General features: G+C 62.8%; 24 protein-coding genes. 10 read left to right on the top strand and 14 right to left on the bottom strand.

Annotated features, from left to right (window positions below; translation table 11 throughout):
* Positions 1-7 precede the first annotated feature (7 nt).
* The 8 genes from KY495_RS12085 to KY495_RS12050 all read left to right on the top strand — a co-directional run bounded on the left by KY495_RS12085 (position 8) and on the right by KY495_RS12050 (position 8,883).
* A complete protein-coding gene (locus KY495_RS12085) occupies positions 8-880 on the top strand; it encodes a DcrB-related protein (protein WP_219883937.1) in 873 nt (290 codons plus the stop codon).
* Between the two features lie 3 nt (positions 881-883).
* On the top strand, positions 884-2,128 hold the full coding sequence (locus KY495_RS12080; protein WP_219883936.1) for a PAAR domain-containing protein: 1,245 nt from the start codon (positions 884-886) through the stop codon (positions 2,126-2,128).
* The gene (locus KY495_RS12075) at positions 2,125-2,361 is read left to right on the top strand and encodes a hypothetical protein (protein ID WP_219883935.1); all 237 of its coding nucleotides are present in this window, start codon (positions 2,125-2,127) and stop codon (positions 2,359-2,361) included. Before KY495_RS12080 ends, KY495_RS12075 begins: the two co-directional genes overlap by 4 nt.
* Positions 2,362-2,529: 168 nt before the next feature.
* Positions 2,530-2,967 carry a hypothetical protein gene (locus tag KY495_RS12070; RefSeq protein WP_219883934.1) on the top strand — a complete coding sequence of 146 codons (438 nt, stop codon included), beginning with the start codon at positions 2,530-2,532 and terminating at the stop codon, positions 2,965-2,967.
* A 55-nt stretch (positions 2,968-3,022) separates the two neighbouring features.
* Entirely contained in the window at positions 3,023-3,310 is a 288-nt protein-coding gene (locus KY495_RS12065; RefSeq protein ID WP_219883933.1) for a barstar family protein, read from the top strand.
* 163 nt (positions 3,311-3,473) lie between these two features.
* A complete protein-coding gene (locus KY495_RS12060) occupies positions 3,474-5,207 on the top strand; it encodes a DUF1800 family protein (RefSeq protein ID WP_219883931.1) in 1,734 nt (577 codons plus the stop codon).
* Positions 5,208-5,215: 8 nt separating this feature from the next.
* The gene (locus KY495_RS12055; protein WP_229518589.1) at positions 5,216-6,616 is read left to right on the top strand and encodes a DUF1501 domain-containing protein; all 1,401 of its coding nucleotides are present in this window, start codon (positions 5,216-5,218) and stop codon (positions 6,614-6,616) included.
* 92 nt (positions 6,617-6,708) lie between these two features.
* Positions 6,709-8,883 (top strand): EAL domain-containing protein, encoded by a 2,175-nt coding sequence (locus KY495_RS12050; protein ID WP_219883929.1) that lies wholly within the window; start codon positions 6,709-6,711, stop codon positions 8,881-8,883.
* A gap of 10 nt (positions 8,884-8,893) precedes the next feature.
* Here the strand turns inward: KY495_RS12050 and paaZ are convergent, their stop codons facing one another.
* Genes paaZ through paaA form a run of 12 tightly spaced genes read right to left on the bottom strand, consistent with a single transcriptional unit; the run spans position 8,894 to position 20,676 of the window.
* Positions 8,894-10,960, bottom strand: a complete 2,067-nt coding sequence (gene paaZ / locus KY495_RS12045; protein ID WP_219883927.1) for a phenylacetic acid degradation bifunctional protein PaaZ — start codon at positions 10,958-10,960, stop codon at positions 8,894-8,896.
* Between the two features lie 27 nt (positions 10,961-10,987).
* Positions 10,988-11,584 (bottom strand): phenylacetic acid degradation protein PaaY, encoded by a 597-nt coding sequence (gene paaY / locus KY495_RS12040; protein WP_219883925.1) that lies wholly within the window; start codon positions 11,582-11,584, stop codon positions 10,988-10,990.
* Between the two features lie 10 nt (positions 11,585-11,594).
* Positions 11,595-12,800, bottom strand: a complete 1,206-nt coding sequence (pcaF, locus tag KY495_RS12035) for a 3-oxoadipyl-CoA thiolase (protein ID WP_219884222.1) — start codon at positions 12,798-12,800, stop codon at positions 11,595-11,597.
* 27 nt (positions 12,801-12,827) lie between these two features.
* A complete protein-coding gene (gene paaK, locus KY495_RS12030) occupies positions 12,828-14,141 on the bottom strand; it encodes a phenylacetate--CoA ligase PaaK (RefSeq protein WP_219883923.1) in 1,314 nt (437 codons plus the stop codon).
* 21 nt (positions 14,142-14,162) lie between these two features.
* Positions 14,163-14,600: a hydroxyphenylacetyl-CoA thioesterase PaaI gene (gene paaI / locus KY495_RS12025; RefSeq protein ID WP_219883921.1), complete on the bottom strand. Its 438-nt coding sequence runs from the start codon at positions 14,598-14,600 to the stop codon at positions 14,163-14,165.
* Complete coding sequence (gene paaH, locus KY495_RS12020) at positions 14,593-16,149, bottom strand: 3-hydroxyacyl-CoA dehydrogenase PaaH (protein ID WP_374041003.1); 1,557 nt, start codon at positions 16,147-16,149, stop codon at positions 14,593-14,595. Before paaH ends, paaI begins: the two co-directional genes overlap by 8 nt.
* A gap of 2 nt (positions 16,150-16,151) precedes the next feature.
* On the bottom strand, positions 16,152-16,943 hold the full coding sequence (gene paaG, locus KY495_RS12015; protein ID WP_219883917.1) for a 2-(1,2-epoxy-1,2-dihydrophenyl)acetyl-CoA isomerase PaaG: 792 nt from the start codon (positions 16,941-16,943) through the stop codon (positions 16,152-16,154).
* Between the two features lie 19 nt (positions 16,944-16,962).
* Positions 16,963-18,039: a 1,2-phenylacetyl-CoA epoxidase subunit PaaE gene (paaE, locus tag KY495_RS12010; RefSeq protein ID WP_219883915.1), complete on the bottom strand. Its 1,077-nt coding sequence runs from the start codon at positions 18,037-18,039 to the stop codon at positions 16,963-16,965.
* A gap of 50 nt (positions 18,040-18,089) precedes the next feature.
* On the bottom strand, positions 18,090-18,605 hold the full coding sequence (gene paaD / locus KY495_RS12005; RefSeq protein WP_219883913.1) for a 1,2-phenylacetyl-CoA epoxidase subunit PaaD: 516 nt from the start codon (positions 18,603-18,605) through the stop codon (positions 18,090-18,092).
* A 2-nt stretch (positions 18,606-18,607) separates the two neighbouring features.
* Complete coding sequence (gene paaC / locus KY495_RS12000; RefSeq protein WP_219883911.1) at positions 18,608-19,384, bottom strand: 1,2-phenylacetyl-CoA epoxidase subunit PaaC; 777 nt, start codon at positions 19,382-19,384, stop codon at positions 18,608-18,610.
* Entirely contained in the window at positions 19,381-19,665 is a 285-nt protein-coding gene (gene paaB, locus KY495_RS11995; protein ID WP_093382317.1) for a 1,2-phenylacetyl-CoA epoxidase subunit PaaB, read from the bottom strand. The genes paaC and paaB overlap by 4 nt, the downstream gene beginning before the upstream one ends.
* Positions 19,666-19,692: 27 nt before the next feature.
* Entirely contained in the window at positions 19,693-20,676 is a 984-nt protein-coding gene (gene paaA / locus KY495_RS11990) for a 1,2-phenylacetyl-CoA epoxidase subunit PaaA (protein WP_219883909.1), read from the bottom strand.
* Positions 20,677-20,793: 117 nt separating this feature from the next.
* Here paaA and paaX point away from each other — a divergent pair, with 117 nt between their 5' ends.
* Positions 20,794-21,720 carry a phenylacetic acid degradation operon negative regulatory protein PaaX gene (paaX, locus tag KY495_RS11985; RefSeq protein WP_219883907.1) on the top strand — a complete coding sequence of 309 codons (927 nt, stop codon included), beginning with the start codon at positions 20,794-20,796 and terminating at the stop codon, positions 21,718-21,720.
* Positions 21,721-21,750: 30 nt separating this feature from the next.
* Here paaX and KY495_RS11980 read toward each other — a convergent pair whose 3' ends face one another.
* Both KY495_RS11980 and KY495_RS11975 read right to left on the bottom strand, forming a co-directional pair.
* On the bottom strand, positions 21,751-21,981 hold the full coding sequence (locus tag KY495_RS11980) for a DUF2442 domain-containing protein (RefSeq protein ID WP_219883906.1): 231 nt from the start codon (positions 21,979-21,981) through the stop codon (positions 21,751-21,753).
* Positions 21,982-22,113: 132 nt separating this feature from the next.
* Complete coding sequence (locus KY495_RS11975) at positions 22,114-23,199, bottom strand: TRAP transporter substrate-binding protein (protein WP_219883904.1); 1,086 nt, start codon at positions 23,197-23,199, stop codon at positions 22,114-22,116.
* Positions 23,200-23,456: 257 nt separating this feature from the next.
* On the opposite strand from KY495_RS11975, the gene KY495_RS11970 reads away from it, so the two are divergent.
* Positions 23,457-24,587, top strand: coding sequence for a M14-type cytosolic carboxypeptidase (locus tag KY495_RS11970; RefSeq protein ID WP_219883902.1), 1,131 nt, complete (start codon positions 23,457-23,459; stop codon positions 24,585-24,587).
* Positions 24,588-24,634 lie beyond the last annotated feature (47 nt).

Genomic DNA, 24,634 nt, shown 5'->3' with positions numbered 1-24,634 from the left:
CACCACCATGCCACAGCTCTATCACGCCAACTACGCCACTTTCGAACTGCCCGAACGGCTGCTGGACAAGTCGGTTCACATGTTCACGCTCAACGACCACGGCCCGAGCGACTTCAATATCGTGATCTCACAGGCCGAGACGCAGGCCGGTGAACAACTGGAGGAATTCGGCAGCCGCCTGGTGGCGGAACTGGGCCGCTCCCTGCCACGCTTCGAGCTGCGCTCGATGACCAATCGCCTGCTAGGTGGCAGCCCGGCCGTGGAACTGGTGTATAGCTGGCGCAAGGATGGCAACTTCATGCACCAGCGCCAGGTGATCACGCTGACCCATGGCGCCGGCGAAGACAGCGTGCAGGCAATCCTGATCGCCGCCACTTGCCTCAAGCCGTTTACCGACGAATGGAACTGCATGTTCGACCAGATGCTGGCCAGCTTCACGCTGCGCCGCCCCCTGGCCGGCGCGGTGCCAATGCCGATCGCAGCGCCGGCGCCGGTGGAGCATCCGCCAATCACCAACCCCAGCGGCCTGCCACTGGTGTTCACGTATTCCGAACGGCGCCGCATGCTGGTGGTGCATCCAGACCAGGAGCACGCCTGCCGCAAAACCGATGCGCGTGAAGTCGAGCAGGACGCGTGGGAGTTTTACGACGCCGATGGCGAGCCACTGACAGCGAGCTTCGCGATCTCGAACGCCAGCACACTGTGGGGCAAGCCGAGCGAATACCAGCTGGCGCCGTCGGGGCAGCCCCATGCACCGCGGCTGCGCGATCGTCTCGATCATGTCGCGGTACTGCACACCACCGACGCGGCACCGAAGCTTGCCACAGTGGCGGACATCCGGCAGCACCTCGCGCGCGCCATCATTTCCCAAACCGGATAGTCAATGGCAGCGGCAGCACGAATAAACGACCCAATCGGGCACAGCCCGACGATGAATTGGCTGCTCGGCGGTTTGCTGGCGGGCGCCGCCATCGGACTCGGTGCGGCACTGATCGTGGGTACCGGCGGACTGGCGGCAGTGGCCATGGTGGGCGCAGGGGCGGCAGGGGGCGCTGGGATCATGGAGTTTGCCAGCACTTTCAGTGGAGTCGGCAAAGAGGTGGTGGGGGCCATCACAGCGGCCGGATCAACGAATGTGTTTATCAACGGTATCGCCGCGGCACGTGCGCATGCGGATTTCGCGACCTGTGACAAGCATCCAGCACCCGCCACCATCGCCCAAGGTAGCGAAACCGTGTTGATCAACGGCCTGCATGCCGCACGGGTCGATGACAAGACCATTTGCAGCGCTGTCATTACCAAGGGATCGTCAAACGTCTACGTGGGCGGTCCAAGCTATCAGACTAATGAAATTCATCCTGAAAATCTGGTCCCTGGATGGGTTCACGCATCCCTGTTTGTCGTTGGGATTGGTGCCGCGCTTGTGCTCGCCCCGGTTGCAGTCGTTGCTGGCGGCTTGGTGCTGGGGCTGGCTGGCGGTTTGGGTGGAAACTGGGCCGGTGGTCAACTGTTCGGTGAGGGCTCGGATGGCCAGAAGTTGATGGGGTTTGGCGGCTCAATTCTCGGGGGCATGTTCGGCGCAAGAGGAGCGATGGGGCTTACTGGTCGCTTTAATAGCAGCCGGCCGGGATCTGGAGACTTTGTCGCACAGACCGGCGGGGCGGGTGGTACTCGCTTCCCAAGGACCGAAGGATTGGGGCCACGTGCTTCGATGGCGGAATTAAGGGCGTCCGGAGCTTTACCAGGCGAAGAGGGTGTCATTATTACTGATCGAAGCGTCAGATTCGGCGACGTCTACGAGCTCGGGGTTCTGGGAGGGCGCAAGATTGAGTTTGCGCTGGTCAGTGAACGCGTCAACGGCGTGCCGGTTAAAAAGCTCTATAGTGGCGATGCCTGGACCAGCCCAGTACCGCGCGACGCACGTTTGATCGGTCACGTGCATCCGAACGACAATATTCATCAGATGTGGCCTTCAAGGCAAGATATGAACATGATTAACGCTCGTTTTTTCAGACAATATGCGCAGAATCCAAACGTACAGCCAGCGCCTACCAGGATTTTCTGGGGCCCGGGCGACAATGATAATACGATTTTTTACCCCGGTTTCCTGAAAGACCCCCTGCCGTGAAAGAAATGAACGTGGACGCAAAACTATCTGCGCTGGTCGAGCGCTTTCTGTTCGGGAATGGACAGCAGCTCAGCGACTATTTTGTCGAGCAGACGCCGGTATCCGAAATGCTGTGCTATCGAAACGCCGAAGGCCGCCTGTTCGATTTGCCCATCAATGATGAGGCGCTGGCGAAAGCCGTATTAATCAGGCTAAAAGAACTCGGCGTAGAAATTACACGCATAGGCTACTGAAAGGGCTATCGCAGTCGACGACCTCATGCTTGTTGTTGATGAGGCACTTCCCGGCGCTTTGCAGCAAGGTGACATGGTCGAGTTTGAATGCGCGCGAATCGACCTGTGGTGAGTAGTGGTCCCTTTCACGTGGCCACTACGCGGGGATCGATAGGAGGAGCAATTCGTTTGGACTATTTCAAAGGAGCCTTCGGCGACTTTTCCCCGCACGCGGACCCGGTGGTCGCAGCGAAATTCGTGATCAACGCGGTTTTCATGGATGAACGCTTCGATGAACTGGCATCCTTGCTGACCGACGGCCATGACATCGGCGGCATTGAGGGCGAACCAGGCTGGACCATCGAACGCCGCGACACGGCCATGCCCGCTGATGAACCGTACTATCAACAATGGCCTGAGGGCGCGGTGTTTCGCGTCTTCGTTGATCCGGATTCCTTCGAACTTGGTCAGCCCGAGGTTTATTTAGAGCGTCAGAATTTTCATCGATTGGTACGCAAGGCTGTGAGTGCGATGGTCACCAAGAATCCGTCGAGCGCCAGCAAGACAGACCAGGTATCGGCAACTTTGTCGGCGCAAGAAAAAGGCACGTCGGGCGCCATCGGGTAATCGTTTCCAGGGCGCGGTGCAGACCGCATGCCCCTTCAATTCGACAGGGCAGGAAATGATCATTAACATTGATGGCGAGAACATGGCGACGGAAGCAGACTTCCACCAGGCCATTGCAGGAGCCCTGGCTTTCTCAGCCCACTACGGAAATAATCTTGACGCCCTCAGTGACGTTTTAGGAACTGATGTTGAGCGGCCGCTGACGCTTCATTGGAAAAATGCCGCTGCCTCGCAGCTTGCCATGGGACCGAGCTTCGACCGTATTGTCGGCGTTCTGCGGCGAATCGAGGCACAGGATGCCGAGTGGGGACTCTCTGAACGATTCCACCTCCATCTTGACTGACACACTCGCGCAGCTTGGCAGCTCCGGTACACAACTCATCTCGCAGGCTGTCATCGCTCAGGTCGCGCTTGTGCCATCACAAATATTTACAATTAGAAAGTAGGCGTGTTTCCCAAATTCATCTAAACTCGACCTGATATATTGACAGCCTCGGGATGAATGCATGCCAGATTCACATGAAGATTGTCTCGTCGATAAGGACCTCGACGCAGACGCCGGCTACACCCTGGAGCGCGACTGGCCACACCGCGCCGTTCCCACGACAGTGCTGCTTTCCGGCGCCCTGCTGAGCGCCTGTGGCGGTGGCGGTGGCGGCGCCGGTGCAGGCACAGGCCCCGGCACCCCGCCACCGCCGCCAGCACCTGCTCCGCCTTCCGCAATCCAGGCGTCGCGCTTTTTGTCGCAGGCTTCCATGGGCGCCACGACCGAACAGATCGCCCGCGTGCAGTCCGTGGGTTATGCCGGCTGGCTGGATGAACAATTCGCCATGCCGGCCAGTGGCACGCGCTGGGAATGGCTGATCGCCAACGGCTTCGGGGCCATTGAATTCAAGAACGGCGAAGCCGGTGCCGATGCTTGCCAGTGGGTCAAGCTGTTGTCCGCACCCGACACCCTGCGTCAGCGTGTCACCCTGGCCCTGTCGGAAATCCTGGTGGTCGCCATCGCCGGCCTGACCGGTAGCGGCTGGAAATCATTTTCGGCAGCGGCTTACCTGGACTTGCTGGAAGCCCACGCCTTCGGCAATTACCGCACGCTGTTGCAACAGGTGTCGCTCAGCGCACCGATGGGGGAATTCCTCACCTATCGCAACAACGTCAAGTTCAATGCCAACACGGGCGCCATGCCGGATGAGAATTACGCGCGTGAAATCATGCAGCTGTTCACCATCGGCCTCACCCAGCTCAACATTGATGGGTCCGCCAAACTGACCACCGGCTTGCCCACGGAAACCTACACGCTGGAAGACATCACTGGCCTGGCGCGCGTGTTCACTGGCTGGAACTACGACCTGGCCGGCGGCAACACCGAAACACCGGATTTCAAGAAGCGGCCCATGATCCAGAACGCCGCGCGCCATGAAAGCGGCGCCAAGACCTTTATCGGGACCACCATTGCGGCCGCCACCGACGGCATCAACAGCCTGACGCTGGCGCTTGACGCGATCTTCGCGCATGCCAACGTGGCGCCGTTCATCAGCCGCCAGCTGATCCAGCGCCTGGTGTGCAGCAACCCGAGCGGCGCCTACATTGCCCGGGTGGCGGCAGTCTTTAACAACGATGGCAGCGGGGTGAAGGGCAACCTGAAAGCCGTGATCAAGGCCATCCTGCTCGATACCGAGGCGCGTAGCGACAGCAAATTGTCCGATGCCAGCTTCGGCAAGCTGCGCGAGCCCATTCTGCGCTTCGCTGCCTGGGCGCGCGCCTTCAAGGCCACGTCACCGAGTGGCGCCTGGGCCATCGGCAACACGTCCGAGCCGGGCACGCGCCTCGGCCAGAGCCCCCTGCGCTCGGGCAGCGTGTTTAACTTCTTCCGCCCGGGCTACGTTCCGCCCAACAGCGCCATTGGTGCCGCCGGCATGGTGGCGCCCGAATTCCAGATCACCAACGAGTCCACGGTGGTTGGCTATGTCAACTACATGCAAACGGTGATCAGCCGCGGCGTGGGCGACGTCAAGGGCGATTACAGCGCCTTGATGCCGCTGGCCGAAACATCGCAGGCACTGCTCGACCAGATCAACCTGGTCATGGCGGCAGGCCAGTTGTCGACGGCAACGCTGGCCCTGATCAAGGGTGGCATCGACAGCATGCCCGTTGGCACAGACGCTGCCCGCCTCAACCGCATCTACGCGGCACTGGTCATGGTCATGGCCGCGCCCGAATTCATTGTGCAGAAATAGGAGCCGCCATGATCAATAAGGATGGCATGACCGCATCGCGGCGCGCGTTTCTCAAGAAGGCTTCCTCCCTGTCCCTGGCCGGTGTGGCCGCGCCATGGGCGCTGAACCTGGCCGCGCTGGCCGAGGCAAGCGCGGCCGGGGCGAGCGACTACAAGGCACTGGTCTGCGTGTTCCTGTACGGCGGTAACGATTACGCCAATACCGTGGTTCCCTATGACCTCACCAGCCACGCGGCCTACCAGTCGCTGCGCCCTTCCTTCGCGCACAGCCGCGAAAGCCTGCAGGCGACAGCCCTGAACCCGGTGGCAGCACCGCTCGACTCGGCTGGCTTTGCACATCAGTACGCCCTGGCGCCCAACCTGGCCAGACTGATGCCGCTGTTTGACGCCGGCAAGCTTGGTGTGATCCTCAACGCCGGCACGCTGATCCAGCCCACCAGCAAATTGCAGTACACCAACAAGTCGGTGCGTGTGCCGCCCAAGTTGTTTTCGCACAACGATCAACAATCCGTCTGGCAGTCGTCTTCACCGGAAGGCGCCACATCTGGCTGGGGTGGACGCATGGGCGACCTGTTCCAGGCAGCGAATGCCAACGCCACTTTTACCTGCGTCAACGTGTCGGGCAATGCCGTCTACCTGTCCGGCAATTCCGCCGTGCAGTACCAGGTATCGGCCAACGGCTCAGTGCCACTGTCGGGCCTGAAAAATCCGCTGTTCGGCTCCAGCGCGGCGTCGAATGCGCTTCGCACGCTCATCACGCAGCCGCGCACGCACATGCTGGAAAATGAATACAACATCGTCAGCAAGCGCTCGATCGAAGCAAATGAAGTGTTGTCGGCCGCCCTGGCCTCGACTCCGGCACTGGCGACCGCTTTCCCCGCCTCGAACAACCTCGGCGACCAGCTCCGCCTGGTGGCACGGATGATCGCGGCCGCCCCTGCCCTGGGCACAAAGCGCCAGGTCTTTTTTGTGTCCATGGGCGGATTCGACAATCACGACGGCATGCTGACCGATCACCCGGCGCTGATGACGCGCCTGGGCGACGCCCTGTCGGCGTTTTATGCCGCCACGGTGGAACTGAACGTGGCAGAGCAGGTCACGGCATTTACGGCCTCCGACTTTGGCCGCACCCTGACCGGCAATGCCAATGGCTCGGACCATGGCTGGGGCAGCATGCACTTTGTCATGGGCGGCGCGGTCCAGGGCCAGCGCTTCTATGGCACTGCGCCGGTGGTGGCCCACAACGGCCCGGACGATGTCGGCCAGGGCCGGCTGCTGCCGACCACGTCGGTGGAGCAGGTCGCGGCCACCCTCGGTAAATGGCTGGGCGTCACCGACAGTGAGCTATTATCCCTGTTGCCGAACTTGTCCAATTACAATTCAACCGTGCGCAACCTTGGGTTCGTTTAAACTTGCAGTAACCGCAGTATGTATCCGCATTTCTTGAAGAACCATGTTTTTGATGACGCGCAGCGTCAGTTAACCCGTGCGGATCCTTTTTCATGGCAGAACCGAACGACACGTCGTTTAACGAGCTTTTCAGGGCGCACCCCATCCCCATGTGGGTGTACGACCTGGAAACGCTCGCGTTCAAGGCTGTCAATACGGCCGCCATCATGCATTACGGTTATTCCGAGCAGGAATTTTTGACCCTGACCCTGGTCGACCTGCGCCCGCCCACGGAACTGCCCAAGCTGTACGCCAACCTGCGCAACGCCACCAACGAGACCCTGGAGCGCTCCGGCACCTGGCGGCATCGTAAGAAGGACGGGACCCTGATCGATGTGGAAATCAGCTCCCATCCCCTGAACTTCCACGGCCGCGCCTGCAAATTCGTGCTCGCCCACGACGTCACCGACCGTGTCCAGGCAGAACGCAAGATCGCCCGCCTGAACCGGGTCTACGCGCTCTTGTCGGGCATCAATTCTGCCATCGTGCGCATTCGTGACCGCGACGCGCTGTTCAAGGAAGCCTGCCGCCTGGCCACCATGGAAGGCGGCTTCGTCAGCGCCAGCATCGACACGGCCGGGTCGCATGACGGGCCCATGACCAATGAGGCAGGCGCGGGCCGCGTGCTCCAGACCTTCGCGTCCGCACCCGAAGGGCCCTGGATCGCCGCGCGTGCGGCCATGTCCAGCCAGGCGGTCATCTGCAACGATATCGCGGCCGACCCCGCCATGCAGGCGTATCTGCCCGTGCTTGTGCCTCGGGGCGTGCGGGCCGTGGCCAGCTTTCCCATCCTGGTAGGCGAGCGCGTGGCATCGGTATTCACGCTCATGTCTGATGTGGCTGACGTGTTCGATCCCGACGAACTGAAGGTGCTCACCGAAATGGCGGGCGACCTCTCGTTTGCGCTCCTGTTCCTCGACCGCGAAGAGCAGCTCAGTTACATGGCCTATTACGACCTGATGACCGCGCTGCCCAACCGCCGCCTGTTCCTGGACCGGCTGGCGCAGCTGCTGCAGCCTGGCAGCGACACGATCATTGGTGTGGTGCTGATCAATCTGGACCGCTTCGCCCAGCTCAACGACGCCATGGGACGGCACGCGGGCGATGCGCTGCTGGTGCACATTGCGCGCCGTCTGGGCCAGCGCCTGCCTGACACCTTCAACCTGGCGCGCATTGGCGGCGATACCTTTGCCCTGACACTGTGCGACCTGACGCGGGGCGAGGATGCGGGCGACATCCTCCAGCAGTCCATTTTCACGGCGCTGGACCAGCCATTTTCCATCGACGAGCAGGAAGTGCGGGTATCGACCCGCGCCGGCCTGGCGCTGTCGCCTGCCGACGGCACCGATGCCGAAACGCTGTTCAAGCATGCCGAGGCCGCGCTCAAGAACGCCAAGGCCAGCGGCGAGCGCTATCTGTACTACGCGCCGCGTATGAATGCCGCGCTGGCCGCCCGCCTGGCGCTGGAAAACGAATTGCAGACGGCGCTGGAAGAAGACCAGTTCGTCATGTTCTACCAGCCGCGGGTCGATCTGTTCACCGGCCGCATCGTCAGCGCCGAAGCCCTGATCCGCTGGAACCATCCCCTGCGCGGCCTGGTGGGGCCGGTCGACTTCATCCCGCTGGCCGAAGAGACAGGCCTGATCCGCCCCATCGGCACCTGGGTCATCGAGGCGGTGTGCAGGCAGCAAAAAGCGTGGATGGACGGCGGCCTGCCGCTGGTGCCGGTGGCGATCAACCTCTCGGCCGTGCAATGCATGCAGGTGGAGCTGCTGGCGATCATTGCGGCCGCCACCGAACGCTTCCGGCTGGACCAGAAATATATCGAATTCGAGCTGACCGAAACGGCCGTGATGATGAATCCCGATGACGCGGCGCGCAACCTCATCGCACTGAAAGCGATGGGCGTGCAGCTGTCGCTCGATGATTTTGGCACGGGCTACTCGTCGCTGGCCCAGCTCAAGCGCTTCCCGTTTGACTTCGTCAAGATCGATCGCTCATTCATCGCCGGGGTGGACGCCAACCCGGAAGACCAGGCCATTGCAGCGGCCATCATCGCCATGGCGCACAGCCTGGGCCTGAAAGTGGTGGCAGAGGGTGTGGAAACGCAGGCGCAGCTATCGATGCTGCGCACACTGCGCTGCGACGAAATGCAGGGCTACTTCTTCAGCAAACCGGTGCCGGCAGCTGACTTCGAGGCGCTGGTCCGGTCGAACAAGCGCCTCTGAAACCACCCGCTTACTGCACGGCGTGCAGCGCGCGCTTCATCACCAGGGTCAGGATGTCGTAGCTGGCCACCAGTTCATCGTTCTGGTTCGTTACCTGCACATCCCACGCCACCACGCCCTGCCCCACGCCACGCTCGTCGGTACGGTTGCGGTCCACTTTGCGCTTGCAGGTCAGGCGTGCGCGGATGGTGTCGCCAATGGCAACCGGCGTGATGAAGCGCAGGTTGTCGAGACCATAGTTGGCCAGTACCGGACCCGGGGCCGGCGAAACAAACAGGCCCGCCGCCGCCGACAGGACAAAGTAGCCGTGCGCGATGCGCTTGCCGAACTGCGAATCCCGGGCCGCGATTTCATCAAAGTGCATGTAGAAGAAGTCGCCCGAAATACCGCCAAAGGCGACGATGTCGGCCTCGCTCACCGTGCGGCGGTGGGTCAGGAGCGAGTCGCCCATGTTCAGGTCTTCAAAGTATTTGCGGAACGGGTGCACCTCGCTCTCGTTGACCTTGGCGCCGCGCACGTATTCGCCGGTGACCGCGGCCAGCATGGTGGGCGAGCCCTGGAGCGCGGCGCGCTGCAGGAAGTGGCGTACGGCGCGAATGCCGCCCAGCTCTTCGCCACCACCGGCGCGGCCGGGACCACCGTGCTTGAGCTGCGGCAGCGGCGAACCGTGGCCGGTCGAATCGACCGCCGCCTCGCGGTCCAGCACCAGCACGCGGCCATGCGAGGCGGCCATGGCCGGCACCGCGCGCGCCGCAATCATCGGGTCGCGCGTGACGAGCGTGCTGACCAGGCTACCCTTGCCGCGTGCTGCCAGGGCCAGCGCTTCGTCAATGTCCGAATACGTCATCAATGTGCTGACCGGACCGAAAGCTTCCACGTCGTGCACGGCATCGTTGGTCATGCCGTTGCGGCACAGGAGCAGCGTGGGCGAGAAGAAGGCACCGTTGGCCGCCCCTTCGCCCACTGGCGAGAAACCATCCCTGGCGCCAAACAGCACTTCGTTCCCTTGTGAGAGCATCTCCACGCGGCCATGCACATCGCGGTGCTGGTCCATCGATGCCAGCGCGCCCATGCGCACGCCTTCCATGGACGGGTCGCCCACCACCACCTTCGCCAGGCGGGCGCGCAGGCGCTCGCCCACCGCTTCCACATGCTGCTGCGGCACGATGATGCGGCGGATCGCCGTACACTTCTGGCCAGCCTTGCCGGTCATCTCGCGTGCCACTTCCTTGACGAACAGGTCGAACTCCTCGTCGTCCGGCGTTACGTCCGGCCCCAGGATGGCGCAATTGAGCGAGTCCGCTTCGGCCGTAAAGGGCACCGAATTGGCGATCAGGTTCTTGTTGACGCGCAGCTTGGCGGCAGTATCTGCGGACCCGGTGAACGTGACGGCGTCAAAGCCGGTCAGCCGGTCCAGCAGGTCGCCGGTGCTGCCAATGACCAGTTGCAGCGCGCCTTCCGGCAGCAGGCCGGAATCGTGCATCATGCGCACCACCGCTTCCGTCAGGTAGCTCGTTGCCGTCGCCGGCTTGCCGATGCACGGCATGGCCGCCAAAAAGCTCGGCGCAAACTTTTCAAGCAAGCCCCAGATGGGGAAATTGAAGGCATTGATGTGCACTGCCAGGCCGCCACGCGGCACCAGGATGTGGGTACCGGCAAAACCGCCATTCTTGCCCAGTGCCAGGGCCGGCCCCTCATGCAGCACGTTCGACGACGGCAGCTCCCGGCTGCCCATGCTGGCATAGGCAAACAGGGTGCCGATGCCGCCCTCGATGTCGACCCAGCTGTCCGCGCGCGTGGCGCCGGTCAGGTGCGAAATCTTGTAGAGCTCTTCCTTGCGCTCCATCAGGTACAGCGCCAGCGCCTTGAGTACCTGGCCACGCTTCTGGAAGTCGAGCGCCATCAGGGACGGCACGCCGGTCTTGCGGGCGTAGGTCACGGCTTCGTCAAAGTCGATCTTCTCGGCGTGGGTGTGGTAGATGAGCGCGCTGTTGATGGCGCTGTGCAGGGGCACCGACGCTTCTGATCCAAGCCAGCGGCCGCCAATCCAGCTTTGCAGGGTTGCTACGTTTTGCATATGTGTTCTCCGTGTTTAATCTTGTGGCTACTCTTTGGGGCGGTGCATGTCGGGACCGAAGTCGATGCGCGGACGGTCAGCTTCAATCTCGGTAAAGGCTTCCACTTCGCGCATGGTGCTGAGCGAGCGGACGGCCAGGTCGTGATACTGCTTCGTGCCAAAGCTCTTCCAGGCGATATCCTTGTCGGTCACCTCGCGCACCACGCGCGCCGGGGCGCCCATCACCATGCTGCGCGGCGGGATGATCATGCCGGCTTTGACAAAGCTCATCGCGGCCACAATCGATTCCTCGCCCACTACCGCCTTGTCCATGACGACCGCATTCATGCCCACCATGGCGTTGCGCAGGATGCGGCAGCCGTGCAGCACGGCGCCGTGGCCGATGTGGCCATCCACGCCCACGACCGTGTCCTCGCCGGGAAAGCCATGCATGACGCAGGTGTCCTGCAGGTTGGAACCTTCTTCCATGATCAGGCGGCCAAAATCGCCGCGCAGGGACGCCAGCGGCCCCACATAGCAGCGCGGGCCGACGATCACGTCGCCGATCAGCACTGCAGTCGGGTGCACGTAGGCGCTGGGATGCACCACCGGCCGTACGCCATCGATTTCATAGACTTTTACCATGGCGCCCAGCTTATACCCGTTCCACGACCAGTGCGATACCCTGGCCAACACCAATGCACATGGTGCACAGCGCATAGCGCCCGCCCGTGCGGTGCAACTGGTTGACCGCTGCCAGCACCAGGCGCGCGCCGGATGCGCCCAGCGGATGGCCAATCGCGATCGCGCCGCCATTCGGGTTCACATGTTCGGCGTCGTCAGCCAGACCCAGGTCGCGCGTCACGGCCAGACCCTGGGCGGCAAATGCTTCGTTCAATTCAATCACGTCCATCTGGCCAATCGACAGGCCGGTCATGGCCAGCACCTTTTTGGTGGCCGGCGACGGGCCAAAGCCCATGATGCGCGGCGCCAGGCCGGCGGTTGCCATGCCAACGATGCGGGCGCGCGGCGTGAGGCCATACTGGCCCGCAGCGGCCGCAGAAGCGATCAGGATGGCGCAGGCGCCGTCGTTCAAGCTCGATGCATTGCCCGCGCTGACGCTGCCATCGGGCGTGACGACGCCCTTGAGTTTTGCCAGCGACTCGATGTTGGTGTCGGCGCGCGGCTGCTCGTCGGTGTCAAACATGCGCGACTCGCCCTTTTTCATGGGGATGGTAACGCCGATGATGTCGTCCCTGAACACGCCGGCAGCGTTGGCCCTGGCCCAGCGCTGCTGGCTGCGCAGCGCGAATGCATCCTGGTCGGCGCGGCTGATGTTGAATTCTCGCGCGACATTCTCGGCCGTCTCCGGCATGCTGTCGATGCCGTACTTCGCCTTCATGAGCGGATTGACAAAGCGCCAGCCGAGGGTGGTGTCCTCGATCCTGGCGGCGCGTGAAAATGCGCTGTCGGCCTTGCCCATCACGAACGGCGCGCGCGTCATGCTTTCCACACCGCCGGCAATGATCAGCTGAGCCTCGCCCGACTTGATGGCGCGCGCACCCAGGCCCACAGCATCCAGGCTGGAGCCGCACAGGCGGTTGATGGTATTGGCCGGCACTTCCGGCGGCAGCCCGGCCAGCAGCGCGGCCATGCGGCCCACGTTGCGATTGTCTTCACCGGCCTGATTGGCGCAGCCGTAGTACAGGTCGTCCACGCGGCTCCAGTCCACGCCAGGATTACGTGCCATCAGCGCGGCAATGGGAAGCGCGGCCAGGTCATCGGCGCGGATACCGGCCAGCGAGCCGCCGTAGCGGCCAAAAGGGGTACGAATGGCGTCGCAAATAAAGGCGTCTGTAATTTGATTCATGTCTGCTCCGGTTCTTCTTCAGGATTTGGGGCGCTGGTCGAACACACGTTTGGCCTTGCCCGTCAGTGTGCGATCGATGCCGCCGGGCGGCACCAGGGTGACCCTGGTCGTGATGCCGACAAAGGTCTTGATATGGTGTTCGAGTTCACGGGCCAGTGCTTGCGCGGCTGCCGGCGCCTGGCCGTCATCGCGCAGTTCGGCGGTTACGGCCATCGAGTCGAGGTGGCCGTCGCGCGATACCGTCAGCTGGTAGTGAGGCGCGAGCTGCGGCATCTTGAGGATCAGCTCCTCGATCTGCGTGGGAAAGACATTCACGCCGCGGATGATGAGCATGTCGTCGGAGCGGCCGGTGATCTTGTCAATGCGGCGCATGGAGCGCGAGGTCGCCGGCAGCAAGCGCGTCAGGTCGCGCGTGCGGTAGCGGATGATGGGCAGCGCTTCCTTGGTGAGCGAGGTGAATACCAGTTCGCCTTCTTCACCGTCAGGCAGCACTTCGCCGGTGACAGGATCGATGATCTCGGGATAAAAGTGGTCTTCCCAGATCACGGGACCGTCCTTGCTCTCGATGCATTCACTGGCCACGCCGGGGCCCATCACTTCGGACAGGCCATAAATATCGACGGCATCGATACCCGCGCCCTGTTCAATCTCGCTGCGCATGGCGTTGGTCCAGGGCTCCGCGCCAAAGATGCCTACCTTGAGCGAGGATGCTGCCGGGTCAAGCCCCTGGCGCCTGAATTCTTCGATGATGTTAAGCATGTACGAGGGCGTGACCATGATGATCGACGGTTCGAAGTCGCAGATCAGCTGCACCTGCTTTTCGGTCTGCCCGCCGGACATGGGAATGACGGTGCAGCCAAGGCGTTCGGCGCCATAGTGGGCACCAAGGCCGCCCGTGAACAGACCGTAGCCATAAGAGACGTGCACCATGTCGCCCGCCCTGCCGCCGGCGGCGCGGATGGAGCGAGCCACCACGCTGGCCCAGGTATCGATGTCGTTCTGGGTGTAGCCCACCACCGTGGCCTTGCCGGTGGTGCCGGACGATGCGTGGATCCGCACCACCTGTTGGCGCGGTACCGCGAACAGGCCAAAGGGATAATTGTCGCGCAGCGTCTTCTTGTCGGTGAACGGAAACCTGGCCAGGTCGGCCAGCGACTTGAGATCGTCCGGATGCACGCCGGCGGCATCGAAAGCCGCCTTGTAGTGCGCCACATTGTCATACGCATGCCGCAGCGACCACCGCATGCGTTCAAGCTGCAGCGCCTGCAGTTCGTCGCGGCTCGCCGTTTCAATCGGCTCCAGGTCCCCCGGAGCGGGAATGCGTTGCACCATGTTGCCCTCCTTGGTCGTGGACTATCCGCCCACGCTGTCGGCCACCAGGCCGGCCACGCGATGCGATTTGCCGCGCAGGAGCGCGACGGTGCGCCCCTCCTGGTTGGTGACCTTGACGTCGTACACACCAGTCTTGCCGGACAATGCCTGTTCCACCGCCTCCGCGCTAAGGCAGTCACCCAGCTTGCCTGGTGCCAGATACTCGATGGTGCAGCCGGCACCGACAGTGTTGAAGTTGTGCGAATTGCAGGCAAAGGCAAATGCGCTGTCGGCCAGCATGAAGATATAACCGCCGTGGCAGGTCTGGTGGCCATTGAGCATGTCCTGCCGCACCGGCATGGTCATGCGCGCGTAGCCGGGACGGATATCGTCGAGCCGCATGCCCAGCGCCTGGCTGGCCGGGTCGCGCTCATACATGGTCTTGCCGGCCAGTCGGGCCAGCGCCAGCATGTCATCCATAAAAGTTCGCTCCGCTTGCCAGCTTGCGGCGCAGCAGCGGCGAGACGCGATACCGGTCTTCGCCGTAACTTGCGGCCAGATTGCCCAGCACCGTGACAATGTGGGTAATGCCCACGCTGTCGGCCCACGCGAGCGGCCCGCGCGGATAATTCACGCCCTTCTGCATGGCGATGTCCACCGCTTCGGCCGAGCACACGCCCTGGTTCACCGCTTCGGCAGCCTCGTTGGCCAGCATGGCCACGGTGCGCATGACGGCCATGCCGGGCACGTCGTTCAGCCGGGTCACGGCGAAGCCCGCAGCCTGGAACAGGCCCACCGCCGATTCATAGGCCGCATCACTGCACTGGTCGGCACAGGCCAGCGCAATGCGCGTGGCATTTGCAGGGTCGAGCACCAGGTCGTACAGCACCGTGTTGGGGTGCATGTCCGCTGCTGCACGTTCGGTTGCAGTGCGGCCATCGGTCAGGAAGATGGCCGCGCCGTTGCAGTGAAAGCCCGGCGCCTCGCTGTGGGCCACGCCCGGCTGCGGCTCGCGGTGCGTGACGGTGTAGCCGGCAGCAGTGAAGCGCTGCTCCATGGGCGCTGTCACGGGATTACTCATGTCGAGCGAAATGCTGATGCCCACGGCAGCGGGCCGCGGCTGCTCGGCCTCGGTACGCGGGAGCGCCTTTGCCGCATCGTCGCCGTACTGGTAGAAGCCGCGTCCCGATTTGCGGCCCAGGAAACCGGCGTTGACCATCTCCTGCTGCAGCACCGACGGCATGAAGCGCGGATCGCCGAAGTAGGCATTGAACACGGATTGCGTGACCGAGAAATTGACGTCGTGGCCGATCAGGTCCATCAGTTCAAAGGGGCCCATGCGAAAACCCCCTGCTTCGCGCATGACCGCATCGAGCGTGGCAGGATCGGCCGCCTGCTCGGACAGCAGGCGCAAGCCTTCGGCATAGAATGGCCGCGCAACACGGTTGACGATGAAGCCGGGCGTGGACTTTGCGTGCACCGGATTCTTGCCCCATGCGGCAGCCGTGGCAAACACGGTGTCGGCCACTTCCTGCGACGTCGCCAGGCCGCTGATCACTTCCACCAGCGCCATCAAGGGCACGGGATTAAAGAAGTGCATGCCCACCAGCCGCTCCGGCCGGCGCAGTTTGGCGGCAATCGCGGTCACGGAGATGGAGGACGTATTGGTGGCCAGGATGCATTCGTCGCCCACGGCGCGTTCCAGGTCGGCAAACAGCATGCGCTTGACATCCAGGTTCTCGACAATGGCTTCGACCACCAGCGCGGCGTCGCCCACTTCGTGGATGTCGCTTACCTTGTGCAGGCGCGCGCCGGCAGCGGCGGCATCGTCCACGCTCATGCGGCCCTTTTCCACCAGTTTGCCGTACACCTTGTTAATGTCTGCGATGGCCTTGGCCACCGCATCGGTGCGCGTATCGAACAGCTTGACCTGGTAGCCTGCGGCAGCGGCCACCTGCGCAATGCCGGAACCCATGGCGCCACTGCCGATCACGGCTACCACGCTGCCTTTTTCCAGTGCCTGGGCCATGTTCATTCTCCCGTAAAGTTAGGCGTACGCTTGGCCATGAAGGCAGCCACGCCTTCCCGGTAGTCACGGCTGTAGCCAAGTTCGCGCATCATCTCGCCTTCAAGCTTGAGCTGCTCGGGCAGCGTATGGGCGTGGCTGACCTGGAGCGCCTGCTTGGTAAAGGCCAGGCCCCTGGTCGGCGCGGTGGAAAAGTGCCTGGCCATGGTCATGGCCTGCTCCATCAGCGCTTCGTCGGGCACGCATTTCCAGATCAGGCCCCACTGCTCGGCCACTTCGGCAGTGATTTTCTCGCCCAGCAGGGCCATGCCCATGGCGCGCGCGTGACCCACGAGGCGCGGCAGGTGCCAGGTGCCGCCGGTGTCGGGAATGAGTCCCAGCTTGCAGAACACTTCCACGAAGCTGGCCGATTTGGCGGCCAGCACGATGTCGCAGGCCAGTGCCAGGTTGGCACCGGCGCCGGCGGCCACGCCGTTGACGGCGCAGATGACCGGGATCGGCAGGGCTTTCAGGGCCAGCACCAGCGGCGCGTAATAGGTCTCCACCGAGTGGCCCAGGTCCACGCCCTGGGCGCCCGGCTCCACCGCGCGGTCCGACAGGTCCTGGCCGGCGCAAAAGCCACGCCCTGCACCGGTGAGCAGCAGGACGCGCACGGTATTGTCGGCCTTGAGTTCATCCAGCGCAGCGCGCACCTCAAGGTGCATGGCCTGGGTGAAGCTATTGAGCTTGTCCGGACGGTTCAGCGTCAGTGTCGCGATGCCGTCGGCGATCTGAAATTGGATGTTCTCATAGTTCATGCTAGTGTCCCCGTGGTTTTTATTCGGCTTGATCAAAATCGATGACCACCTTGTCGGTGACCGGAAAGGCCTGGCACGACAGCACGAAGCCGCGCGCCACTTCGTAGTCTTCGAGCGCGAAGTTGGCGTCCATGTCGACCTGGCCTTCGAGCAGCTTGCAGCGGCAGGTGGAGCACACGCCGCCCTTGCAGGAGTAACGCATGTCGATGCCGGCGCGCAGGCCGGCGTCCAGGATCGATTCCTTGTCCTTGTCCATGCTGAAGCTGGCATGGTTGCCGTCCATGATGACGGTGACCTCGGTCTCGTGCCGCACCCCGGCGTCGAACTGGCGTGGCTTGTGCTGGTGCTTGGGGATGCTGGCGGCGAACAGCTCCACCTTGATGTGCTCCTTGGGCATGCCCGCTTCCTGCAGCGCGGCCGAGACGCCATGCATCATGTCCTCGGGGCCGCAGATGAAGGCGATATCGATGTCGTCGATATTGATCCAGTACTTGATGAACTGCTCCACCTTTTCCTTGGTGATGCGGCCGTTGAACAGTTCCACATCCTGCTGCTCGCGGCTCATGACATAGGCCAGGTTGAGGCGATCCATGTACATGTCTTTCAGGTCCGTCAGTTCTTCCTTGAAGATGACGGAGGACGACGCGCGGTTACCGTAAAACAGCGTAAAGCGGCTGTTCGGCTCCGTCAACAGCGTGGTCTTGATGATCGACAGGATCGGCGTAATGCCGCTGCCGGCCGCAAAGGCGACGTAGTGGCGCGCATGTTCGCCAGACAGTGGCACGTTGAAGTGGCCCATGGGCGGCATGACTTCGAGCGTCATGCCGGGCTTGAGCGAATCGTTGGCCCAGCACGAAAACAGGCCGCCCGGCGTGCGTTTGATGGCCACGCGCAGCGCGCCATCCTGCACTGCCGAGCAGATCGAGTACGAGCGGCGCACATCCTCGTCGCCGATCATGGCGCGCAGGGTCAGGTGCTGGCCCTGCTGGTAGGCGAAGCTGGCGGCAAGTTCCGCCGGCACGTCAAAGGTGACGGCAATGGTGTCGCGCGTCTCGTGCTTTACCTTGGCAACGGCCAATGGATAAAATTTGCTCATGATGGACCCAGTGTTATACGTGTTGTCGCGTGTTGTAGCGTGTTGTGGCCCTAGTGGCACTTAAAATAATCAAACGGTTCCCGGCAGTCCAGGCATTTGTAGAGCGCCTTGCACGGCGTGGAACCAAACTGGCTGGTCAGCTCAGTGTGGGTCGATCCGCAATTGGGGCAGGTGATCACCAGCGGCGGCGCAGGCCGGCGCTTGACGCCCGCGTGCAGGCCACTGATATCGATCACCTGCTGCGCCGGCGGCGCTATGCCATAGCCCTTCAGCGCGGCCTTGCCGGCGTCACTCATCCAGTCCGTGGTCCAGGCGGGCGAGAGCTGGTTCACCAGCCTGACCTTGTCCATGCCGCGCCCGCGCAGCGCTTCCTGCACCGAGTCGGCAATCACCTGCATGGCCGGGCAGCCCGAATAGGTGGGCGTGATGGTCACCACGCAGGTGTCATCCTCAAAGGCGACATCACGCACGATGCCCAGGTCCACGATAGAGATGACCGGGATTTCCGGATCGGCGACCTCCCCCAGCCAGGTCCATACCTGATCGGCACTGGCTGCGGGAGGCATGCTTACCACTCGGCGCCGGGATAGGCGCGCTGCAGGAACTGCATTTCGGCCAGGATGTAGCCAAGGTGCTCGCTGTGGCGGCCCTTTTTGCCGCCCTGCTGCATCCATGCTCCCGGATCGGGCATGGTGAGCGTGGCTTCTGCCAGGATCTCGGACACATGCTCCAGGAAGGAGGCGCGCAGGCCCTCTGCCGCCGGCGCCACACCCTGCGCCACCATGGCCTCGTCAACCGCGTCGTACATGAACGCTTCGCCGCTGTACATCCACAGCGCGTTGACCGCGGTCTGGGTGCGGCGATGGCTTTCCTCGGTACCGTCGCCCATGCGCACGATCAGGTCGCCGCTGCGGCGCAGGTGGTAGGTCACTTCCTTGATCGACTTTTCCGCGATCTCGGCGATGCGCGTATCGCTCGATGAGCTCAGCCCCTGCATCAAAAAGTAGTGCCAGGTGTCGAAGTAGAACTGGCGCACCATGGTGTCGGCGTAGTTACCGTTGGGCTGCTCCACCAGCAGGCAGTTGCGCATGTCGTGGGCGTCGCGCAGGTAGGCCAGCTTGTCTTCGTCGCGGCCGCGTCCTTCCAGTTCACCGGCGTAGGTCAGCCACATGCGGGTCTGGCCCAGCAGGTCGAGCGCCACGTTGGTCAGCGCCATGTCTTCTTCCAGCGCCGGCCCTTTGCCGCACAGTTTGGACAGCTGCTGCGACAGGATCAGGGCGTTGTCGCCCTGGCGCAGCAGGTAATCGAATCGATTGTTCACATCCTGGTTCACGGACACGCTCACAGGTTCTTGACTTCTTCCGGCATCGGGAAGAAGGTCGGGTGACGATATACCTTGCTGTTCGACGGCTCGAACAGGGCGCCCTTGTCGGCCGGGCTGCTGGCGACAATGTCGGCCGCGCGAACCACCCAGATCGAGACGCCTTCATTGCGGCGGGTGTAGACGTCGCGCGCATTGTTGACCGCCATCTCGGCGTCGCTCGCGTGCAGGCTGCCCACGTGCTTGTGGGCCAGGCCGTGCTGGCTACGGATGAAGACTTCCCACAGGGGCCATTCTTTGCTCATTGCTTTCTCCATGTTTGCAGCATTGCGTCAGGCGGCGCGCGCCTGCTTCTTGTCGGCGTAGGCCACCATCGCATCGCGGAACCATTCGCCGTCGTCCCAGGCCTTGACGCGCGTGGCCAGGCGTTCGCGGTTGCACGGGCCATTGCCCTTCAGGACGTTATTAAATTCGCTCCAGTCGATCTTGCCGAACTCGTAGTGGCCCGTTTCGGCGTTGAACTTCAGGTCGGGATCGGGAATGGTCAGGCCCAGGTATTCGGCCTGGGGCACGGTCTGGTCCACCATGCGCTGGCGCAGTTCGTCGTTGGAGAACAGCTTGATGCGCCATTTGGCCGACTGCGCGCTGTTGACCGACTCGGCGTCCGACGGGCCGAACATCATCAGCGACGGCCACCACCAGCGGTTGAGCGCATCCTGCGCCATGGCCTTTTGCTCGGGCGTGCCCCTGGCCAGGCTCATCATGATGTCGTAGCCCTGGCGCGCGTGGAAGGACTCTTCCTTGCACACGCGGATCATGGCGCGTGCATACGGGCCGTACGAGCAGCGGCACAGGGGAATCTGGTTGATGATGGCCGAGCCATCCACCAGCCAGCCTACCGCGCCCATGTCGGCCCACGACAGGGTGGGGTAATTGAAGATGCTCGAATACTTGGCCTTGCCCGAATGCAGGGCCGCCAGCAGCTCGTCGCGCGACACGCCCAGCGTTTCGGCGGCGCTGTACAGGTACAGGCCATGACCCGCTTCATCCTGGATCTTGGCCAGCAGGATCGACTTGCGCTTGAGCGTAGGGGCGCGCGTCACCCAGTTGCCTTCCGGCAGCTGGCCGACGATTTCCGAGTGCGCGTGCTGCGAAATCTGGCGGATCAAGGTCTTGCGGTAGGCGTCGGGCATCCAGTCCTTCGCTTCGATCTTGATGCCGGCATCGATGCGGGCCTGGAAGGCCAGCTCGTCGGCGCTCATGTCGTCAGCGCCCTGGACCTTGCTCAGTCCCGTTTCTACCAGTTGTGCGTACATGGTGATGCTCCCCTTGCCAAGTCTGAATGTCGATAATACGATACATATTTTGAGATGTACACCTATTTTTGTGAATCATGTCCGAATCCGGTTTAAGATTCGTGTATGAATTCACCCATGAAACTTATGACGAGCACCGAATGGATTGCCCGCTTCCTGGCCACCGACCCGCCGCGCTCGAAGTCGCTGGTGATGACGATCTTTGGCGATGCCATCGCCCCGCACGGCGGCACCGTCTGGCTGGGCAGCCTGATCGAACTGATGGCGCCCTTTGGCGTCAATGACCGGCTGCTGCGCACCAGCGTGTTCCGGCTGGCGCAGGAAGGCTGGCTGGTGGCCAACCGCGATGGCCGGCGCAGCTCCTACTCCCTGCTGCCGCAAGCCCTGCCCCGCTTTGAACGCGCCAACCGCCGCATCTATGCGCCGCTGACGGCGCACTGGGATGGCAGCTGGACCATGGTGCTGGCGGCATCGGGCACGCTGGATGCGCCTACCCGCGCCACGCTGCGCAAGGAGCTGGCGTGGGAAGGCTATGCGCAGATTGCGCCCGGCATATTCGGCCATCCTGCGGCCGGCGCCGACGTGATCGAGGAATTGCTGGTGCGCCACAACGCGCGCGGCAAGCTGCTGGTATGCAGGGCTGCAGAACTGGCCGGCGTGTCGACGCGGCCGCTGCGCGAACTGGCGGCAGAAGGGTGGGATCTATCGGTGGTGGTCGATGGCTACCATGGTTTCATGGCGCAGTTCCGCCCCCTGCTTGCATTGCTGGAGCAAGAGGCGCAGTTGACCGCGGAGGAAGCGTTCGTCATCCGCAGCCTGCTGATTCATGCGTACCGGCGCGTGCAGCTGCACGACCCGATGCTGCCGGTCGAACTGCTGCCCGATCCGTGGCCGGGCGTGGACGCCTACGCGCTGGCGCGCGCGATCTACCGCCGCACGCAGGCAGCGGCGGAGCAGCACATCATGGCTGCGCTCACGCGCGAGGACGCCAACGCGCCACGCGCCGATGCCGCCTTTTACCAGCGCTTTGGCGGGCTGGCCTGAGCGCGCACGACGCGCCAGGCCGGCGCCGCATCAGCAATCGTAGTGAAAGGTGCTGTTGGGCGAAGACAGGGGATTGCGCAGCGATTCGATGGTGAAATCGAGATCGAGCTCGGGCCAGTACAGGCGCGTGGAGCTCACGTAGCGCACCTTGCAGATCTGGGGAACGGTGGCGTGCTCGAACCACGGAAATTCGACAAACGGCAGATACAACTCTTCATCGTTGCATTTGATCCAGAACCCGTGACTGTTAATGCTCGTCACTTTTGCTGACTTTAAAAAAATACCAACCATAGACACCCCCTAAACGCACCTGGCGAACCTCGCCACACGGCCAGTCACAAAAATTACCAGCCACATCTGCGTGTGGTTTGATATTGCACAACAAAATCGAAGTTACTTCCGTCCGCTCGCAATCAAGAAGTTTTGCATCTGTGCTTCGGCCACCGATGCCCACATATTCTGATCCTGGCGAAACCGCTTCCACGGTCCGTAAATCCTGGCAAACCTGGCGTTCTTCGACGCCTCCTCTTCCATCACTTCGGTCGAGAACCTGTAAGCGGCCTGCATGATGGGCTTGGAAAAATAATTGAGCTTGGCACCGCTCTTGAGCAGGCGGGCCAGCGCCGCGGGATTCCTGGCGTCGTACTCGGCCTGCATGACCACATGGGCCTCATAGCTGGCCGCCTCGATCGCGGCCTGGTACTCCCTGGGCAGCTTTTCCCACTGCTTGATATTGATGTAGAACGACAGCTGCGGTCCCGCTTCCCACCAGCCCGGGGTGTAGTAATACGGCGCCACCCTGGCCAGGCCCAGTTTTTCATCGTCATAGGGACCGACCCACTCGGCAGCATCGATGGTGCCCTTTTCCAGCGCCGGATAGACATCGGCCCCCGCAATTTGCTGCGGCACCGCCCCCATGCGCTCCATCACGCGGCCGGCCAGGCCGGCAATGCGGATCTTGAGGCCCTTGACGTCGGCCAAGGTCTTGATCTGCTTGCGGTACCAGCCGCCCATCTGCACGCCCGTGTTGCCACCGAGGAAGTTAACCACGCCATAGCCGCGGAAAAAATCGCGCATCAGCTCGCGTCCACCGCCCTGCACGAACCACGCCGTCTGCTGGCGCGAAGTCAGGCCAAAAGGCATGGCAGTGTCGAAGGAAAAGGTGGGATCCTTGCCGAAGTAATAGTACGACGCCGTGTGCCCCATCTCCACCGTGCCGGCCTGCACGGCATCGAGTACCTGCAGCCCCGGGACGATCTCGCCACCGGCGAACGCGCGGATGGTGAAGCGCCCGCCCGTGAGCTGCGACACGCGCCGCGTGAAGGTATCGGACGCGCCAAAGATCGTGTCTAGTGTCTTGGGAAAACTTGAAGCCAGACGCCAGTTGATGACGGGAGAGGCTTGTGCCAGCGCCGGTGCGGCTACCAGGCCCGCGCCAGCACCAACGGTGGTACTGGCAAGGAAGGAACGACGCTGCATGCACACTCTCCTACACGGCTGTTAGACCGGCGTGTTTACCAAAGGTGACAATTGTATCTGGTTGTGTTCATGAAGTGGAGCTACTTGTCGATGCAATATTTCTTGGAGAAAAGCAATTGCCCCCGCTCCCCTATGAATGGCGAAAATGCATGAAATGCCGGGCGGCAATTCCGTTGTTTTCATGCGCACATCGCGCCCGCAAACGGTATGATGTTGCCTCGGCCACAGGCCCTCCATTCACCCGTCAAGGACACACAATGTCTATCAAAATCAGCAGCCAGTTCGACGCCGGCGCCATCGAGATCGTCAGCGCCACCAGCGCCGGCGCCATCGACCTGAACATCCGCAAGGATTCCCACGCCGACATCCGCCAGTGGTTTTACTTCCGCCTGCAGGGCGCGCAGGGACAAGCGTGCACCATCCGCTTCCTCAATGCCGGCAAGGCCGCTTACCCGGCCGGCTGGGAAGACTACCAGGCCATGGCCAGCTATGACCGCATCAACTGGTTCCGGGTTCCCACCACGTTCGATGGCGAGGTCATGACCATTTCCCACACGCCCGGCATGGACAGCGTGTACTACGCCTACTTCGAGCCGTATTCGTGGGAGCGCCACCTGGAACTGCTGGACCGCGCCCAGATGTCGGAACACGTGCGCATGCTCGACCTGGGCAGCACCGTCGACGGGCGCGACATGAACTTGCTGGTCATCGGCGATCCGCAAGCGGCGCGCAAGGTGTGGGTCATCGCGCGCCAGCACCCGGGCGAGACCATGGCCGAGTGGTTCGTGGAAGGCATGCTCGACGCCCTGCTCGACCCGGCCGACCCGTATGGCCGCCAGTGCCTCAAGGAAGCGGTGTTCTACGTGGTGCCGAACATGAATCCGGACGGCTCGGTGCGCGGCAACCTGCGCACCAACGCGGCCGGCGCCAACCTCAACCGCGAGTGGAATACGCCGAGCATGGAACGCAGCCCGGAGGTGTTCCTGGTCAAGAACAAGATGAAGGAAACCGGCTGCGACCTGTTCCTGGACGTGCACGGCGATGAAGGCTTGCCATACGTCTTCACGGCCGGCAGCGGCGCCCTGCCCGGCTTCACGCCCGCGCAGGCAGCCCAGGAAAAGCAGTTTGCCGACTACTTCAAGATTGCCAGCCCGGACTTCCAGGATGTGCACGGCTATGGCGACGCCCCCTACACCGACGAGACGCTCACCATGGGTTCGCCGCACATCACCCACGCCTTCGGCTGCCTGTCGCTGACGCTGGAGCTGCCGTTCAAGGACAACGCCAACGATCCCGACCCGCAAAGCGGCTGGGATGGTGCCCGCAGCGCTCGCCTTGGCGGTGCCGTCCTGCAGGCCGTTTGGCAGTCTCTGCGCGACCTGAAGTAACAATGTTGCTTTAACGTTCTATGTCCCGGCGGGGGGCAGTGCTCTCC

The sequence above is a fragment of the Massilia sp. PAMC28688 genome, from assembly GCF_019443445.1.
Taxonomy (GTDB): Bacteria; Pseudomonadota; Gammaproteobacteria; order Burkholderiales; family Burkholderiaceae_D; genus Telluria_A.
The sequence above is the reverse complement of the archived record's forward strand: the minus strand, read 5'-3'. Positions and strand labels throughout refer to the sequence as shown.

Bases quoted from the DNA above. Each gene is read 5' to 3' on its own strand.
- KY495_RS12085 (WP_219883937.1), top strand. From the start codon at position 8: ATGCCACAGCTCTATCACGCCAACTACGCCACTTTCGAACTGCCCGAA.
- KY495_RS12080 (WP_219883936.1), top strand. From the start codon at position 884: ATGGCAGCGGCAGCACGAATAAACGACCCAATCGGGCACAGCCCGACG.
- KY495_RS12065 (WP_219883933.1), top strand. From the start codon at position 3,023: ATGATCATTAACATTGATGGCGAGAACATGGCGACGGAAGCAGACTTC.
- KY495_RS12060 (WP_219883931.1), top strand. From the start codon at position 3,474: ATGCCAGATTCACATGAAGATTGTCTCGTCGATAAGGACCTCGACGCA.
- KY495_RS12055 (WP_229518589.1), top strand. From the start codon at position 5,216: ATGATCAATAAGGATGGCATGACCGCATCGCGGCGCGCGTTTCTCAAG.
- KY495_RS12050 (WP_219883929.1), top strand. From the start codon at position 6,709: ATGGCAGAACCGAACGACACGTCGTTTAACGAGCTTTTCAGGGCGCAC.
- paaZ (WP_219883927.1), bottom strand. From the start codon at position 10,960: ATGCAAAACGTAGCAACCCTGCAAAGCTGGATTGGCGGCCGCTGGCTT.
- paaY (WP_219883925.1), bottom strand. From the start codon at position 11,584: ATGGTAAAAGTCTATGAAATCGATGGCGTACGGCCGGTGGTGCATCCC.
- paaK (WP_219883923.1), bottom strand. From the start codon at position 14,141: ATGGTGCAACGCATTCCCGCTCCGGGGGACCTGGAGCCGATTGAAACG.
- paaI (WP_219883921.1), bottom strand. From the start codon at position 14,600: ATGGATGACATGCTGGCGCTGGCCCGACTGGCCGGCAAGACCATGTAT.
- paaH (WP_374041003.1), bottom strand. From the start codon at position 16,149: ATGGCCCAGGCACTGGAAAAAGGCAGCGTGGTAGCCGTGATCGGCAGT.
- paaG (WP_219883917.1), bottom strand. From the start codon at position 16,943: ATGAACTATGAGAACATCCAATTTCAGATCGCCGACGGCATCGCGACA.
- paaE (WP_219883915.1), bottom strand. From the start codon at position 18,039: ATGAGCAAATTTTATCCATTGGCCGTTGCCAAGGTAAAGCACGAGACG.
- paaD (WP_219883913.1), bottom strand. From the start codon at position 18,605: ATGCCTCCCGCAGCCAGTGCCGATCAGGTATGGACCTGGCTGGGGGAG.
- paaB (WP_093382317.1), bottom strand. From the start codon at position 19,665: ATGAGCAAAGAATGGCCCCTGTGGGAAGTCTTCATCCGTAGCCAGCAC.
- paaA (WP_219883909.1), bottom strand. From the start codon at position 20,676: ATGTACGCACAACTGGTAGAAACGGGACTGAGCAAGGTCCAGGGCGCT.
- paaX (WP_219883907.1), top strand. From the start codon at position 20,794: ATGAAACTTATGACGAGCACCGAATGGATTGCCCGCTTCCTGGCCACC.
- KY495_RS11975 (WP_219883904.1), bottom strand. From the start codon at position 23,199: ATGCAGCGTCGTTCCTTCCTTGCCAGTACCACCGTTGGTGCTGGCGCG.
- KY495_RS11970 (WP_219883902.1), top strand. From the start codon at position 23,457: ATGTCTATCAAAATCAGCAGCCAGTTCGACGCCGGCGCCATCGAGATC.